The sequence below is a fragment of the Shewanella cyperi genome (assembly GCF_017354985.1).
Lineage (GTDB): Bacteria > Pseudomonadota > Gammaproteobacteria > Enterobacterales > Shewanellaceae > Shewanella > Shewanella cyperi.
The window spans coordinates 1,645,081-1,658,997 of record NZ_CP071501.1; the positions used below are offsets into that span (position 1 = coordinate 1,645,081).

The following is a 13,917-nucleotide window of genomic DNA, read 5'->3' on the forward strand; positions in this document are numbered from 1 at the left end:
GAGGACAGCCGACTAAAGATTAGCCGTGGCTGGGACTGTGCAGCCCTTTGCAAATGCCGGTCATGGCGGCCACCTCCAGCATGGCTGAGGTCAGCCGCGTTAGCTGCCCAGGGCTTATCACGTAAGGCGGCATCAGGTACAAGAGACGCCCAAAGGGTCTTATCCATACTCCGAGCTCCACAAAGGCCTGTTGCGCCAAAGCCACATCCACGGCGCCCTTCATTTCAATGACCCCCACGGCCCCCAGTACCCTGACATCCGTCACTTGTGGCAGAGCACGCGCCGGCGCCAGTTCGCTATTCAGCTGCGCCTCGATGGCGGCCACCTGCTGCGGCCAATGGTTTTCGTTGATGAGGGCCATGCTGGCGCGGGCAGCGGCGCAGGCCAGCGGATTGGCCATAAAGGTGGGGCCGTGCATAAAGACCCCGGCTGGGGAGTCACTTATTCCGGACGCCACCTCATCACTGCACAGGGTCGCCGCCAGACTGATATAGCCGCCGGAGAGTGCCTTTCCAAGGCAGAGGAGATCAGCCTCTATGCCCGCGTGTTCATAGGCAAAGAGTTTGCCGGTGCGACCGAAACCGGTGGCAATTTCATCGAGAATTAACAGCACCCGGTATCTGTCACACAGCTCCCTGAGCCCCTTGAGGAAGGCAGGACTGTAAAAGCGCATGCCGCCGGCGCCCTGCATTATGGGTTCGATAATGACGGCGGCGATGTGCGCGCCGTGATCAAGCAGTTGCTGCTCCAGGGACTGCAGATCGTCCTCTACCAGTGGCCGCTCAAAGCCCGCCGGTGGCGCGCTGGCAAAAAACTGCTTGGTGACTGTCTCGCCAAACATGCCGTGCATGCCCTGCTCGGGATCGCACACGCTCATGGCGGCGAAGGTATCGCCGTGATAACCACCGAGCACTGTCAGTATCTTTTGTTTCTGCGGTTGACCGCGGCCCTGCCAGTACTGAATGGCCATCTTGATGGCGACTTCCACGGCAATGGAGCCCGAGTCCGCCAGGAACACCTTGGTCAGGGATGGCGAGGTCATGGCTATCAGGGTGCGTGCCAGCTCCACTGCGCTTTCGTGGGTAATGCCGCCGAACATCACGTGGCTCAGTTGTTGGCTTTGCCTGCTGATGGCCTCCAGCAGTGCCGGATGGCCGTAACCGTGGACGCAGGCCCACCAGGAGCTGGTGCCGTCAATGAGGCGGCGGCCGTCATCGAGGACCAGTTCGCAGCCTTCGGCGGCCCGGACACCATAAACCGGCAGGGGAGAGTGCATGGAGGTATAGGGATGCCACAGGTGCTTGCGATCAAACTCGAAATCAATGCTCATAAAGTAACCATTAGTAAACCTTGAAAACTGGTTGGCGTTGACAGTTTACCGGCCAAGGGTATCCTAGCCAAGATTAAAAGCCACACTTAGGGTAGTCCCATGTCATCTTTTACCGTCCGTCACGATTGGAGCCGCAGCGAAATCGAAGCCCTGTTTGCGCTGCCGATGAATGACCTGCTGTTCCGTGCCCACAGCATACATCGTGAGGTATTCGATCCCAATGAGGTACAGGTCAGCCGTTTGCTGTCCATCAAGACCGGCGCCTGCCCCGAGGATTGCAAATATTGTCCCCAGAGCGCCCGCTACGATACCGGACTGGAAAAAGAGCGCCTGCTGGAGATCGAAAAGGTGCTGACCGAGGCCAAAGCCGCCCGTGATGCCGGGGCCACCCGCTTTTGCATGGGCGCCGCCTGGCGTAATCCCCACGAGCGTGACATGCCTTACCTCACCGACATGGTCAAGGAAGTGAAGGCCCTGGGGCTGGAAACCTGTATGACCCTGGGCATGCTGTCGGCGCACCAGGCCAGCCAATTGGCCGAGGCCGGACTCGACTATTACAACCATAACCTGGATACCTCGCCCGAATATTACGGCGATATCATCACCACCCGTACCTACCAGGACCGGCTCGATACCCTGTCAAATGTGCGCGCTGCGGGCATGAAGGTGTGCTCCGGCGGTATCGTCGGCATGGGTGAACAGGCCACCGACAGGGCCGGTCTGCTGCAGCAACTGGCCAATCTGGAACAACACCCGGACTCTGTGCCCATCAACATGCTGGTGAAAGTGGCGGGTACACCGCTCGACAGCCTTGAGGATCTCGATCCGCTGGAATTTGTCCGCACCATAGCCGTGGCTCGTATTCTGATGCCGCTATCCCGGGTGCGTCTGTCCGCCGGTCGCGAGAAGATGAGCGACGAGCTGCAGGCCATGTGTTTCTTTGCCGGCGCCAACTCCATTTTCTACGGCTGCAAGTTGCTGACCACGGCCAACCCCGAGGAAAGCGATGACATGAGCCTGTTCCGCCGTTTGGGGCTTAAGCCCGAGCAGGGCAAGGCTGCCATGGTGGAAGAGGATGCCGCTGTGCTCGCCAAGGCCAGCCGTGGTGCCGCCGACAAGCAGGAAAAAGACGCCGGCCAAGCGCTGTTTTACGACGCCACTCGCTGAAGACGCAGTCCCGATTGAGCATCAAGATGAATCCCTTGCTTGCGCGCTTACAGGCCAATCGCCTGGCGCTGACCGAGGCCGGTCTGTGGCGCCGGCGCCGGTTGTGGGCACCTGCGCTCATCGATTTTTCCGCCAATGATTATTTGGGACTTGCTCGCGAGCCGCAGCTGGCGGCGGCCCTTGCCGAAGGCGCCAACCGCTTTGGTGTCGGCAGCCGTGCCTCGGCCCTGGTCAGTGGCTACAGCCCGGCCCATGAGGCGCTGGAGCAGGAACTGTGCCGGGTAACTGGCCATGAAGCGGCGCTGCTGTTCTGCTCCGGATTTGCCGCCAATCTGGCATTGGCCGCGACCTTGCTGCAGGCGGGCGATACCCTTATCGCCGACAAATACATTCACGCCTCGGTCATTGACGGGGTTCAGGCCAGTGGCGCTGCGCTGCGGCGCTTCCCACACAATGATCTTGATGGCGCGGCAAGGCTGCTCGGCAAATACCCCGGCACGGCGCTGTGGACCGAGAGCATCTTCAGCATGGATGGCGATGGGGCGCCGCTGGCGCAGCTGGCGAGGCTGTGCCGCGAGCACAACAGTCTGCTTATCGTCGATGATGCCCACGGTTTTGGTGTCATAGGCGAGGAGGGCATGGGTGCCAGCCGTTTGCCGGAATTCACTCGCTCTGCGGGCGAGCCTGGCATAGATATTCAACTGGTCACCTTTGGAAAGGCCCTGGGAGCCCAGGGCGCCGCCATTTTGGGCTCAAAGGCGCTTATCGACAGCCTGGTGGCCTGTGCCCGCCACTACATCTATTCCACGGCCCTGTCACCGGCCCAGGCCTTTTGCGTGAGCGAAGCCATACGTCTTGCCGCCGGAAGCGATGCCCGTGCCCGGCTGTTCGACAATATCAATTATTTCCGCCGCGGCGCCCAAGCGCTGGGACTGGAACTGCTCGACTCTGCCTCGGCCATACAGCTGCTGCCCATGGCCGATGTTCCGAGCTGCATGGCGGCGGCAGAGCAGTTGCGGCAACAGGGGGTGCTGGTGGGCGCCATACGCCCACCCACTGTGCCGAGCCCCAGACTCAGGATCACCTTAAGCGCCGGCCACAGCCGGCCTCAGCTCGACGCCTTGCTGGCCGCCCTGGCGCAACTGCCCGCGGCAACACTTGGCAGTCCTGAGGTGCAGCCTTGAGCAAAGCCGCGTCTTTGAACGATCCGTCTTTGAACGGGCTGACAGCCTTGAGCGAATTGACTCAGGTGGCCGAGCACTTTTCCCGCGCCAGCCACTATCGGCAGCACAATGTGTTGCAGCGACTCACGGCGGCTGAGCTGATACAAAGGGCTGGCGAGGTTAAGGTCGCACCCGCCGGACGCTTGCTGGACCTGGGCGCAGGTCCTGGCACCGCCTTTAATAGTGACCCTGTGTCCGAGGTGCTGACCCTGGATATTGCCTTTGGCATGTGTGCCCGCCTCAAGCAGGAATTTCCCGATTATCACGCCCTGTGTGGCGATGCCTGTGCCTTGCCGCTGAGAACAGACAGCATCGACAGCCTCTATTCCAACCTGGCGCTGCAATGGTGTGAGCCCTTGCCACAGGCGGTGAGCGAGATGGCCAGGGTGCTGCGTCCCGGCGGCCATGCGCTGCTCGCCATGGTTTGCGACGGCAGCCTGCCGCAACTTGAGCAACTGGGCTTTGCCGTCAATCACTTCGCCACGGCTTCAGCCATGGCCGCGGCCTTTGATCCCACACAATGGCAGGTGCAGCACTGCGAGGCCGTGACCCACAGCCTGCACTTTGCCAATCTGCAATCCTTGCTGTATTCCATCAAGGGCGTCGGCGCCAATGCCCAGTATCGGGCCGATGGTGGCGCCAGGCTCAGGGGCCGGGGCGACTGGCAGGCCAAGCAGGCCGAGGCCGAGGCGCTGCGCACCGACGTGGGCCTGCCACTGAGTTACCGTATTCTTTATCTCATCGCCCGGCGGCGCGAGGAGCAGGTATGATCTATTTTGTCACCGGCACGGATACGGATTGTGGCAAGACTTTGGTGTCGGCGGCGCTCCTGACAGCGGCTGCCGAGCAACTGCCGGGCTGTCGCAATACTCTCGGAATAAAACCCCTGGCATCGGGTTGCCGCCTGACAGCATCCGGGCTCAGAAACCCCGATGCGGAACTGCTGATGGCCCATGCCAGCTGCGCCTTGCCGTATCACAGGGTCAATCCCCTGGCCTTTGAACCTGCCATTGCGCCCCATATCGCCGCCGCAAGAAGCGGTGTGGACATCAATCCCGAGGCAATTTTGGCCTTGCTTGACCGGGACGCCATGGACGCTGCGGATTTTTGTTTGCTGGAGGGCGCCGGCGGTTGGTGTCTGCCCCTGGGACAGGGCCGTTTTATGCCCGAGCTGGTGCAGGCCCTGGAATTGCCGGTGATCCTGGTGGTGGGTATGAAGCTCGGTTGCCTCAATCACGCCATGCTGACCCAGGAAGCCATCAAGGCCGATGGGCTGAGAATTGCCGGCTGGGTGGCCAATCGGGTGGATGCCCATATGGCCTGCTTTGAGGAAAACCTGCAAACCCTGCGCGAGGTGATGGACTCTCCATGCCTTGGGGTGATCCCGCATCTGACGGATGCCGATCCAAAAGCCGCAGCCGCCTGTCTGGACCTGTCTCTTTTGAAATAGCCCCTTGAAATAGCCCCTTGAAATAAGCCTCTGTGCCAAAGATGCGCAGTAAAAGAAAAGGCGGCCACAGGCCGCCTTTTCTTGTTTGGGTAATCGTTGGGCGGCTTGTGGCTTAAGCCAGCATGGCCGACAAATCACTGCCGGCGGCAATGACCTGCTTTTGGATCTCGCCCTTGAACAGGTAGCCTTCCTTGTCACCCAGCAGCTTCAGGCTGTCGCCTTCGCGCAGCAGGGCACTGCCTTCCTGTATGCCTACAACCGGGGTCAGGGGATCGACGCAGGTAAATTCCAGCAAACGTTGGGCGCGGGTTTCCCCGTTGTGACCCGGGGCTTGGTAGTCGGTGTAATGGGGATTGAGCTGGAATGGCAGCAGGCCTAGGGCGGTAAAGGACGGCGGCTCTATGATGGGCATGTCGTTGGTGGTGCGAATGCTCAGCCCCGCCACATTGGAGCCCGCGCTCCAACCTATGTAGGGTTTGCCGGCCGCCACTTCTTCGCGGATAAGGTGCAGCAGATCGTAACGGTACAGCTCGTGCAGCAGATGGAAGGTATTGCCGCCGCCCACCAGAATGCCATCGGCGTCGCGGATGGCCTGGCGCGGATCGCTGTGCTCATGAATGCCGCTGATATTGATATTGAGCGACGCCAGCCCTTCGCGGACCCGGGTCAGGTAATTGTCATAGCCCAGGCTGATGCCGGCATAGGGCACAAACACCCAGTTGCGGCGGCCGGTCGTCAGCGGCGCTATATAGGGCAGGGTATGTTGCAAATAGGGGCTGTCGCCTTCCCGTGAGCTGCTCAGCAGCAGGGCCTGTATTGTCATTTTAATATCCTTGGTTCGGGGTACACTGTCCGGGGACAGCCGACTAAGATGGCCGATGTTAACAAAGTTTCTCTGGAAAGACAGTGAAATAAAGATACGCCCTAGGGGCGCGGGGGATTAAGTTTCGCTTAATGCTGCCTGCATAGACTGGCCGGGATCCGGCTGATTTAGCCAGAGTGGCGCCTGCAGACAGGAAACGCAGGAAAATTTTTACCGGACACTTGAATTCGCACTATTCGGACATATTATGTCTGCATAGACGCATTGTGGCACTGATTGCCCACTAAGGAGCTGAAATGAAGCGCGTAGTTTTATTCCTCATTACCAACCTGGCTGTACTCTTGGTAATGTCGATCATCATGTCACTGTTGGGTGTGGATACCCACACCAAGGGTGGTTTGTTGGTGTTTGCCGCCCTGTTCGGGTTCGGTGGTGCCTTTTTCTCTCTCGCCATCTCCAAGTGGATGGCCAAGCGCAGCATGGGCTGTGAGGTGATCACCCGTCCACGCGATGGCACAGAGCAGTGGTTGCTTGAGACTGTTGCCCGCCAGGCGAGGGATGCAGGCATCAAGATGCCGGAAGTGGCCATCTACAATTCCCCTGAAATGAACGCCTTTGCCACAGGTCCCAGCAAAAACAATTCGCTGGTGGCGGTGAGCACCGGCCTCTTGTATGGCATGAGCCAGGATGAGGTTGAGGGCGTACTGGCACACGAGGTCAGCCACGTCGCCAACGGAGACATGGTGACCCTGACCCTGATCCAGGGCGTGGTGAACACCTTCGTGATCTTCGCCGCCCGCGTGGTTGCCGGTATTATCGACAACTTCCTCTCCGGTGACGAAGAAGGCGAGGGCCTGGGTACCTTTGCCTATATCACCGTGGTGTTTGTACTGGAAATGCTGTTCGGGATCCTGGCCTCCATGGTGGTGGCTTACTTCTCCCGGATCCGTGAATACCGCGCCGATGAGGGCGGTGCCAAGCTGGCGGGACGCAACAAGATGGTGGCAGCGCTTGAACGTCTGCGCACCGGCCCAGAGACAGGTGCCATGCCTGCCCAAATGGCAGCCTTCGGTATCAATGGCAAGCGTTCCATGGCCGAGCTGATGATGAGCCATCCTCCGCTGGAAAAGCGCATTGCAGCACTGAAAAGTCACTGATAATTAACGTCAAAGACGTCAAACAAAAAGGAGGCCAGCGGCCTCCTTTTTTAATTTTCAGCATCGAACTCAGCGACATTGGCTATCTCTTATGGCGCAGCAATGGCATTGATTTCCATACTTTGCTTTTTGCTCCGGACAAGACAACGGCTGCAGAGTCACAACGCCTCAATCGATGATCTCTGTGACGACCTGTGTTTTAACCGAGTTGGCAATAAAACACAGTTCATGTGCCTGGTGATGCATTTTTTCGAGCTCATCCCTTGAAGGGATTTGAGCGCCCGAAAACGCGACTTTGGGACGCAGCGTCACCTTGGTCATGGCGATGTTACCCGAGTCATCTTTTTCCATGATACCCAGCGCATCGTCTGTATAGCTTTCAACTACGTATCTCTTTTTGGCTGCGATTGAAAGGAAGAAAAGCATGTGACAACTGGATAAGGAAGCCACAAAGGCCTCCTCAGGGTCTACGTGAGTCTCAACGGAGTAGGGAAGCGGTACCACATGGGGTGACGAAGAGGCAGGTACGCGCACACCGCCATCAAATTCCCATACATGACCACGGCTGTATTTATTATCGACAAAGGCTTCATCTTCACCGCGATTCCATTTTACCGATGCACAGTACTCAGACATCTCATCTCCTTTTGAATGGTTAAGCTGCGCTCTCATTACAGCAGCGCCTCTAGTAACTTATAACACCAGTAGACACCAATAATCATTTGAACAGCAAATGCACTAAACCTGATTGTCACCGCTGTCGGGCTTAATGATGCGAGATGAATAAGTGACTGAACTATCCTTGCGCCCAGAAATATATACGCAAGCGGGTCTGTAATGGCCGCATTAGAAGTAACTAGCGCCGCAATCATCAGGCCGCCAAAAATTGGCAGACCCTCTATGCAGTTTGCATGAGCACGAGCCAACCTCTGCATAAATGATGACAAATTGGAGTTCTCAGGATTGAACCCGTTTGGAGCCACCTCTTTGGTAATAACCATTTTTGAACGAATAGACTCCATCAGAACAAGCAAAAACAGGGCCCATGCTATGAATCCTAGAAAAGCAATTATCGTTGGTGAGTTCATTCCTATTTGCCTCGCGCTATCCGTTGATTAACCATTTGTAGCTTAACGCCGTAAGTTCAGCATCCCTCTTTAACTGTTTGTTAGCTTTTTGAGTTTCTTAAAGTATCTACTTTCCAGAATTCACCATCTTCGGATGCCTTTCCGTCCGGATGACAACGAGTGACTTTTTTTTGGTTTAAGGGCATGTCGAGTCTAAACCAATTAAAGTTGTCATTATTTTTGTTAAGCATAAAAGATGGAATGTTGTTTATTTTTAGTCGATTTGGTTTAATTGGACTGCAAATTAAAAAATGTGGGACAACATTACTCCACTTTTCATTATCTTTACCAAAAATAGCACTTAACCTATTAGCTTTGCTCTGAAGCTGTTTATTAGTAAAAGATGTATCTCCTTTAGCTTCGATCATAATAATGTGGGTTTTTCCAGATTCATCCCCAAAAGCCAATAAAAAGTCGACATCTTCTTGGGTAGCTTTGATACACGAGGGAACTCTTGATCTAGGTTTATTTCCATGAACATGAGCTAATTCTAAACTTGCGTATATCCAATCTAAGTGATAGTCCATTGCAGAAAAGTAGGATATGGGTGTGTCCAAATGCAATAAGTCAAGAATTTTCTGCAATATATTTGGATCAAGGTTAAATTCAGTATTGCCCAGTAATTGGCCAACAAGATGAAAGCGCTCTTTTCTATTAAAGGATTTTAAATGTTCAATTATTTCCACATGAGCACCTAATTAACTCTGAAAGCTAACGCCGCCAGCCGCGGCCGAGTGAAACGAGGTCCAGCGACCGAAGGGAGCGGCGCTGGCTGGCTTGGTTATACGACAAACTTAACCTCATAGCATTTTATGTCTGCAACAATATCCTCTAGCAACTCTCTATCTTCCTCTAAGCTAGATTCCTTTAGTCCCATTACCCAACGGTCAAACAGCCTTATCACAGATTCTCTTTCACTCTGAGGCCATGTAGTCCAACCACCATACTCTAGCTTTGAGAGAAATAATCCAAAATCATATGGCGCGTTCCAATAATCCGTGATGTAAAGCTCAAAGATACGGGGTAAAAAGTGTTTGAAATCGTCTACGTCACCAAATGTTGTCATGGTTTGAGCAATGAAGAGCTGAAGATCATCCCATGCTAGCTGGGTCAAATCATTTTTGTGCAATAAATCATCTGCACTTTGCAGCTCACAATGAGGGCACCCTTCGATTTTCGATTTAAGAGGGTAACCACTGAATGCGCTGTATAAATCGCTGAATTGGGTTTGAGTGTTCATCAAGTCGTATAGACATAATGATTCCCTGTGCAGGTGTCGGCCTCCGTGTTTTCTCGTGGGTTAGTTAAACCAGAGCCACACTGTTTGTTGATCCAATAGGCAAACAATCACAGGAGGCCGACATGTCTAAAGCTAACACACTTTTTATCGGTTTGGACGTGCACAAGGAGACCACTGACGTGGCCTGGGTTTCTGATAAGCCGGCTGACACAGTGCACTACCATGGCACTGTTCCAACCAACCTGCGTTCACTTGATAAACTCTTTAAAAACCAAACAGCCAAAGCCAGCAAGCTGTGCGTCATTTATGAAGCCGGTCCCTGCGGTTTCTGGCTCTATCGTCATCTGTTGCGCCGTGGCATTGAATGCTGGGTGGTAGCGCCGGCGCTCATCCCCAAGGCCCCGGGAGACCGGGTCAAAACCGATAAACGCGATGCCATGACCTTGGCCAGACTGGCCCGCAGTGGTGACTTGAAGTCTATCTATGTTCCGGACGAACGGGACGAGGCCATCCGCGACCTTATCCGCTGCCGGGAGGATGCCATGCTCGACTTGCGTCAGGCGCGGCAACGGCTGAAATCCTTCCTGCTGCGTCATGGCCACCCCTGCAGCGGTCGCCAACACTGGACCGAAGCCTATCGGCGTCATCTGGCGGATATCAGCTTCCCGGAAAGTGCCAGCAAAATTACCTTCCAGCATTACATCCACACCGTGACCGAGCGCTATGAGCGCTTGCAGCGGCTGGAGTTAGAACTGCAAAGCCTGGCTGAAAGCTGGCGCTGGTATCCGCTGGTGCAGCGCCTGACGGTGCTGCGGGGCGTGCGTTTTCTGTCCGCCATGACCTTGTTGGCCGAGCTGGGTGACCTGCGGCGCTTTGCCTCGCCGCGTTCCTTAATGAACTTTGTCGGCCTGACACCCAGTGAACGCTCCAGTGGCCAGCGGGAACGAAGGGGTGGTATCACCAAATGTGGCAATGGTCATGCCAGGCGCATCTTAATCGAATCGGCGTGGGCCTATCGATTTCCAGCCCGGGTCTCGCGGGAGCTGGAAAGTCGTCAGCAGGCGCATTCCATCAAGTTGCAAACCCGCTCCTGGGAAGTGCAGCAACGCCTGTGCCGACGGTTCCATGCCCTGAAGGCGCGGGGCAAAGAGTACAACAAGGTGGTCACTGCGGTGGCACGGGAGCTGACCGGTTACATCTGGGACCTGGCGCAGGGCTTTGACGCCGAGAAACCAATACAAGCGTTCTGAAGCTGATTTAAGCAATCACTCTGGCAGTACCGGGCTGCGGCAGCGGTGCGAGCAACCCTCGAGGGCGTTAAGCGGTCACATCCGCGCTCCTAGACTGAGGCAAGGCTCCAACGGCGAACACAAGTAATGCGAATAACCAAACTCGCGGATATCAGCAAGGTCAACCGCCGACACTTACTCGCCCAAGCCCGTCTGCCAGAGTGTCCTTACCGGAGCGTTTTTGGCCCTCCGGTAAGGACACTATTATCTATTTGACAAAGGAAATCATATCAACGCCCAAAGCAGCGGCGCGCGATAGCGCGTCCAGCCCGCAGGGCGATGCTGCCTTTGCTTGTTAGTTGCTTACAGTACATAGCTAAGGTTACCGTCAACGAAGCCCACTGCAAAAGCTTTTACAACTTTTAGCTTGTGCGTATTTTTTGAGCTGGATTGAAAATAGAGCTTAGCCATTGCAAGAATATTTTCCTGCGCCTCTTCCCATGAATTACCGAAGATCGAATTAGAAACTGATACTGATCGATTTTCTGGAATCCAGTCTTCGTTACATGCCCAATCTTCATTATCAGGGTCGAATTCACTAGAACCAACTATTTCAATATTGAACGGAGATTCATATATGTTGATATTGAAAGCAACAATTTGGCTGGGAATATTTTCGTTCAACTGCCCATCAATCCAAGCAATAAAATCCTTCTCGTTTTGAATCATGCACCATTCTCTCTTTGGCAACTAACAGCTGTATAGTGCGCATGCGCGTTTTAGTCCTCGGAGGAGTGTGAACGCGCAACGCTAAATTTTTGTATTCATGATAGAAATTGAAATTGGTTCAAATATACCTGGCAGCAAAACGCGCATGCGCGGTTTCTAAACCTATTAACACTATCCCTTAAAGCATAAGACATTAATTTAAAATGACTTTTATTAATCGCTTTAAAATTAACGCGCAAGGTTTATGCGCTTTTTCGGTGCCTGTTTCCCCAATATCAAATACGACTGTACAAAAGCACTGTACACACTCAGTCATTCAGAGTTTGGAAAATCCGACGGTTGCACTCTCTATTGCATGACATAGATGCAGGCCCTAGGCCCTGCTATGTGCCTTGGAATAACATGGCTACCGCACGGGCTGAAGTAGTGTGCTTCGTCCCTAAACCTTGTTTTATCTCCTTGAATCAGCATCTTGGCAGAGATGTTTGCTGTTCGGCAAGCAGAAATTTGATGTACCTCTTTGCCTTTGGTTTGAGGCCGCACATTTGCCTGAGTGGAACACCCAAAATTGGCACTGCCGCACCAGTGACCATCGGCGACACGGACGTCGCCGGTGAGCGCCCAGGGAAGGGTTCACAGCGTGTCACGGGTGTGGCAGTGCGAAAGCCCACGGCAGGTGATTAATTGCATTTGATGCCGGAAGTTGCTGGGCTGGCAAAAGATAGCCGCTGTGCCAGCGGCAGAAAGTCGTGGGTCTCAAACCGCGGGCGCCGAGCCCACACCCGGGCAAGGTGCCTGGCTTGTCCACGGATAACTTCCTTTTTTAACAGCCAGCTCACCGTCCATGATTCGATTGGCGCTGCGGCGGCTCTCAAGCTGCCACTGCTGCTCTTCTTACTATGTCGCCATCCGGGTATGTTCCCAGATATAGGGAAGGCTAGGTGTCAGGCCGACACTGGGTATCGGGGCGGATGGGAGCCGGGAATAGCCGAGATCCATTCAATCAACAATCTGACCCCTGGGGATATTACCCCGGCAGTCGACTAAACTGTTTAATTCAGGTGTGTTTCAGGGCGCCGCTAAGCCATGGTGCAATGGCTGCCCGCGGAGCCTGCTGTCTGCGTCGGGACAACGAAAGCTGTTTTTGTGAGGGGATGTGGCGACGGGCTCCCCTGTGCCGAGGTGAATATGATTAAATCCAAGTTTTTCCTCTGGGCCTGGTTGGCCGTCTCAATGGCGGTTTTCCCCGTGATGGCCGAAGGCGATAACGCCGAGCCGGCAACTCCGAGTCCTTCACTGTATGACAGGTTGGGTGGCCTTATGCCCATCAGCGTGGTGGTGAACGATTTTCTGGATGTGTTGGTGGTGGATGATGAGCTTAACCGCAATCCTGCCATAGATGCAGCCCGCAAGCGGGTGCCTGTGGCTTACCTTAAGTACAGGGTGACCTCCATGGTGTGCCAGGTCACTGGAGGAGATTGCGAGTATCGTGGTCGGGCGATGCGAGAAACCCATCAACATCTAAATATCACCGAGAATGAATGGGACCGTATGATAGCGCTGTTCAAGCAAGTTCTGGCCAAGCATCAGGTGCCGGAGCAGGAAACGGCGGAGCTGCTGGATATTATGGCCTCAACCAAGGCCGACATAGTGATAAGCAAGTCTTAGCTTATTTCGCGTGTATGAAAAGCGAGTCGAATGGCTCGTTTTTTTGTTTTACATAATCAAAAAGCTACCGCCTCCAAGGGGCTGTTACTGAATCGGCACGGGGAGAAATTCTTAGATGTAACCAGGGCCGAGTACCCACAATGATATATTTGGCTAAATAACCATTTTTCGTTTATGGTTAAGCCACATGGAGGTGATAGCCCGTGTAAAATACTCACTGAAGCAGTTGGTTACATGATAAAGCGCACATTTTTTCGTATGTTGGCTTGTTAAAGTGAGGACACCCGGATGGTGAAATTATTGGCCCGGCAAGGGCAAATAAAGCTCGCCATTGCACGGCGGCCGATGGCAGCAACCCCATAAGAACTGCCACAGACCGTCAAGATTGGAGGAATTGAACGTGAGCAAAATCCTGTTATCAGCCTTATTCGCAGCGTCCATGGCGGCGTTGTCCCTGTCACCCGCAGCGTTTGCTGCCGATGACCAATTGCAATCCGACTTCCATGCTGCCAAGGATGGTTGTGAGGCCTGCCACCAGAACGAGACCATGTCCGAAGACGGCATGTTCGAAAATGACAAGTGTGTGTCCTGCCACAAGCCACTATCCGAAGGTGATGAAGTACATAAACCACACGACGGTGAAATTGTGTGTACCGACTGTCACGTGCAGCACGAGATGAAAGTGGGCGAGCGTCCAACCTGTGAGGAGTGCCATGACGATGGCCGTACTGCAGAATCAACGCTGAAAAAATAACAGCACAGATAATGTTAAAC

The 13,917-nt window shown here is 54.5% G+C and carries 15 protein-coding genes; 8 read left to right on the forward strand and 7 right to left on the reverse strand.

Annotated elements, in window-relative coordinates:
* Nucleotides 1-19: 19 nt before the first annotated feature.
* Nucleotides 20-1,330 carry an adenosylmethionine--8-amino-7-oxononanoate transaminase gene (gene bioA, locus JYB84_RS06950; protein WP_207322696.1) on the reverse strand — a complete coding sequence of 437 codons (1,311 nt, stop codon included), beginning with the start codon at nt 1,328-1,330 and terminating at the stop codon, nt 20-22.
* A 99-nt stretch (nt 1,331-1,429) separates the two neighbouring features.
* Here bioA and bioB point away from each other — a divergent pair, with 99 nt between their 5' ends.
* From bioB to bioD, 4 genes are read left to right on the forward strand one after another with little or no spacing between them, the layout of a single operon-like run.
* Entirely contained in the window at nt 1,430-2,497 is a 1,068-nt protein-coding gene (gene bioB / locus JYB84_RS06955; protein WP_207322697.1) for a biotin synthase BioB, read from the forward strand.
* 26 nt (nt 2,498-2,523) lie between these two features.
* A complete protein-coding gene (locus tag JYB84_RS06960; RefSeq protein WP_207322698.1) occupies nt 2,524-3,681 on the forward strand; it encodes an aminotransferase class I/II-fold pyridoxal phosphate-dependent enzyme in 1,158 nt (385 codons plus the stop codon).
* Between the two features lie 47 nt (nt 3,682-3,728).
* Nucleotides 3,729-4,490 carry a methyltransferase domain-containing protein gene (locus tag JYB84_RS06965; RefSeq protein WP_228290904.1) on the forward strand — a complete coding sequence of 254 codons (762 nt, stop codon included), beginning with the start codon at nt 3,729-3,731 and terminating at the stop codon, nt 4,488-4,490.
* A complete protein-coding gene (gene bioD, locus JYB84_RS06970; RefSeq protein WP_207323132.1) occupies nt 4,490-5,170 on the forward strand; it encodes a dethiobiotin synthase in 681 nt (226 codons plus the stop codon). Before JYB84_RS06965 ends, bioD begins: the two co-directional genes overlap by 1 nt.
* A 112-nt stretch (nt 5,171-5,282) precedes the next feature.
* Here bioD and pepE read toward each other — a convergent pair whose 3' ends face one another.
* Complete coding sequence (gene pepE, locus JYB84_RS06975; RefSeq protein ID WP_207322699.1) at nt 5,283-5,993, reverse strand: dipeptidase PepE; 711 nt, start codon at nt 5,991-5,993, stop codon at nt 5,283-5,285.
* Between the two features lie 296 nt (nt 5,994-6,289).
* Between pepE and htpX the strand changes: the two genes are divergently transcribed.
* Nucleotides 6,290-7,150, forward strand: a complete 861-nt coding sequence (gene htpX, locus JYB84_RS06980) for a protease HtpX (protein WP_207322700.1) — start codon at nt 6,290-6,292, stop codon at nt 7,148-7,150.
* A 168-nt stretch (nt 7,151-7,318) separates the two neighbouring features.
* On the opposite strand, the gene JYB84_RS06985 is transcribed toward htpX, so the two are convergent.
* The 4 genes from JYB84_RS06985 to JYB84_RS07000 all read right to left on the reverse strand — a co-directional run bounded on the left by JYB84_RS06985 (nt 7,319) and on the right by JYB84_RS07000 (nt 9,517).
* The gene (locus tag JYB84_RS06985; protein WP_207322701.1) at nt 7,319-7,786 is read right to left on the reverse strand and encodes an OsmC family protein; all 468 of its coding nucleotides are present in this window, start codon (nt 7,784-7,786) and stop codon (nt 7,319-7,321) included.
* Between the two features lie 35 nt (nt 7,787-7,821).
* Nucleotides 7,822-8,238 (reverse strand): MAPEG family protein, encoded by a 417-nt coding sequence (locus JYB84_RS06990; protein ID WP_207322702.1) that lies wholly within the window; start codon nt 8,236-8,238, stop codon nt 7,822-7,824.
* A gap of 80 nt (nt 8,239-8,318) precedes the next feature.
* Nucleotides 8,319-8,963, reverse strand: coding sequence for a hypothetical protein (locus JYB84_RS06995; RefSeq protein ID WP_207322703.1), 645 nt, complete (start codon nt 8,961-8,963; stop codon nt 8,319-8,321).
* A 95-nt stretch (nt 8,964-9,058) separates the two neighbouring features.
* A complete protein-coding gene (locus tag JYB84_RS07000; protein WP_207322704.1) occupies nt 9,059-9,517 on the reverse strand; it encodes a hypothetical protein in 459 nt (152 codons plus the stop codon).
* Between the two features lie 122 nt (nt 9,518-9,639).
* Between JYB84_RS07000 and JYB84_RS07005 the strand changes: the two genes are divergently transcribed.
* Nucleotides 9,640-10,767: an IS110 family RNA-guided transposase gene (locus tag JYB84_RS07005; protein ID WP_207319884.1), complete on the forward strand. Its 1,128-nt coding sequence runs from the start codon at nt 9,640-9,642 to the stop codon at nt 10,765-10,767.
* Nucleotides 10,768-11,109: 342 nt separating this feature from the next.
* Here the strand turns inward: JYB84_RS07005 and JYB84_RS07010 are convergent, their stop codons facing one another.
* Nucleotides 11,110-11,475: a hypothetical protein gene (locus JYB84_RS07010; protein WP_207322705.1), complete on the reverse strand. Its 366-nt coding sequence runs from the start codon at nt 11,473-11,475 to the stop codon at nt 11,110-11,112.
* 1,188 nt (nt 11,476-12,663) lie between these two features.
* On the opposite strand from JYB84_RS07010, the gene JYB84_RS07015 reads away from it, so the two are divergent.
* Together JYB84_RS07015 and JYB84_RS07020 are read left to right on the forward strand one after the other, a co-directional pair.
* Entirely contained in the window at nt 12,664-13,143 is a 480-nt protein-coding gene (locus JYB84_RS07015; RefSeq protein WP_207322706.1) for a group I truncated hemoglobin, read from the forward strand.
* Nucleotides 13,144-13,543: 400 nt separating this feature from the next.
* Nucleotides 13,544-13,897: a cytochrome c3 family protein gene (locus JYB84_RS07020; protein WP_207322707.1), complete on the forward strand. Its 354-nt coding sequence runs from the start codon at nt 13,544-13,546 to the stop codon at nt 13,895-13,897.
* Nucleotides 13,898-13,917: the final 20 nt, after the last annotated feature.

Bases quoted from the DNA above. Each gene is read 5' to 3' on its own strand.
- bioA (WP_207322696.1), bottom strand. From the start codon at position 1,330: ATGAGCATTGATTTCGAGTTTGATCGCAAGCACCTGTGGCATCCCTAT.
- bioB (WP_207322697.1), top strand. From the start codon at position 1,430: ATGTCATCTTTTACCGTCCGTCACGATTGGAGCCGCAGCGAAATCGAA.
- JYB84_RS06960 (WP_207322698.1), top strand. From the start codon at position 2,524: ATGAATCCCTTGCTTGCGCGCTTACAGGCCAATCGCCTGGCGCTGACC.
- pepE (WP_207322699.1), bottom strand. From the start codon at position 5,993: ATGACAATACAGGCCCTGCTGCTGAGCAGCTCACGGGAAGGCGACAGC.
- htpX (WP_207322700.1), top strand. From the start codon at position 6,290: ATGAAGCGCGTAGTTTTATTCCTCATTACCAACCTGGCTGTACTCTTG.
- JYB84_RS06985 (WP_207322701.1), bottom strand. From the start codon at position 7,786: ATGTCTGAGTACTGTGCATCGGTAAAATGGAATCGCGGTGAAGATGAA.
- JYB84_RS06990 (WP_207322702.1), bottom strand. From the start codon at position 8,238: ATGAACTCACCAACGATAATTGCTTTTCTAGGATTCATAGCATGGGCC.
- JYB84_RS07000 (WP_207322704.1), bottom strand. From the start codon at position 9,517: ATGAACACTCAAACCCAATTCAGCGATTTATACAGCGCATTCAGTGGT.
- JYB84_RS07005 (WP_207319884.1), top strand. From the start codon at position 9,640: ATGTCTAAAGCTAACACACTTTTTATCGGTTTGGACGTGCACAAGGAG.
- JYB84_RS07010 (WP_207322705.1), bottom strand. From the start codon at position 11,475: ATGATTCAAAACGAGAAGGATTTTATTGCTTGGATTGATGGGCAGTTG.
- JYB84_RS07015 (WP_207322706.1), top strand. From the start codon at position 12,664: ATGATTAAATCCAAGTTTTTCCTCTGGGCCTGGTTGGCCGTCTCAATG.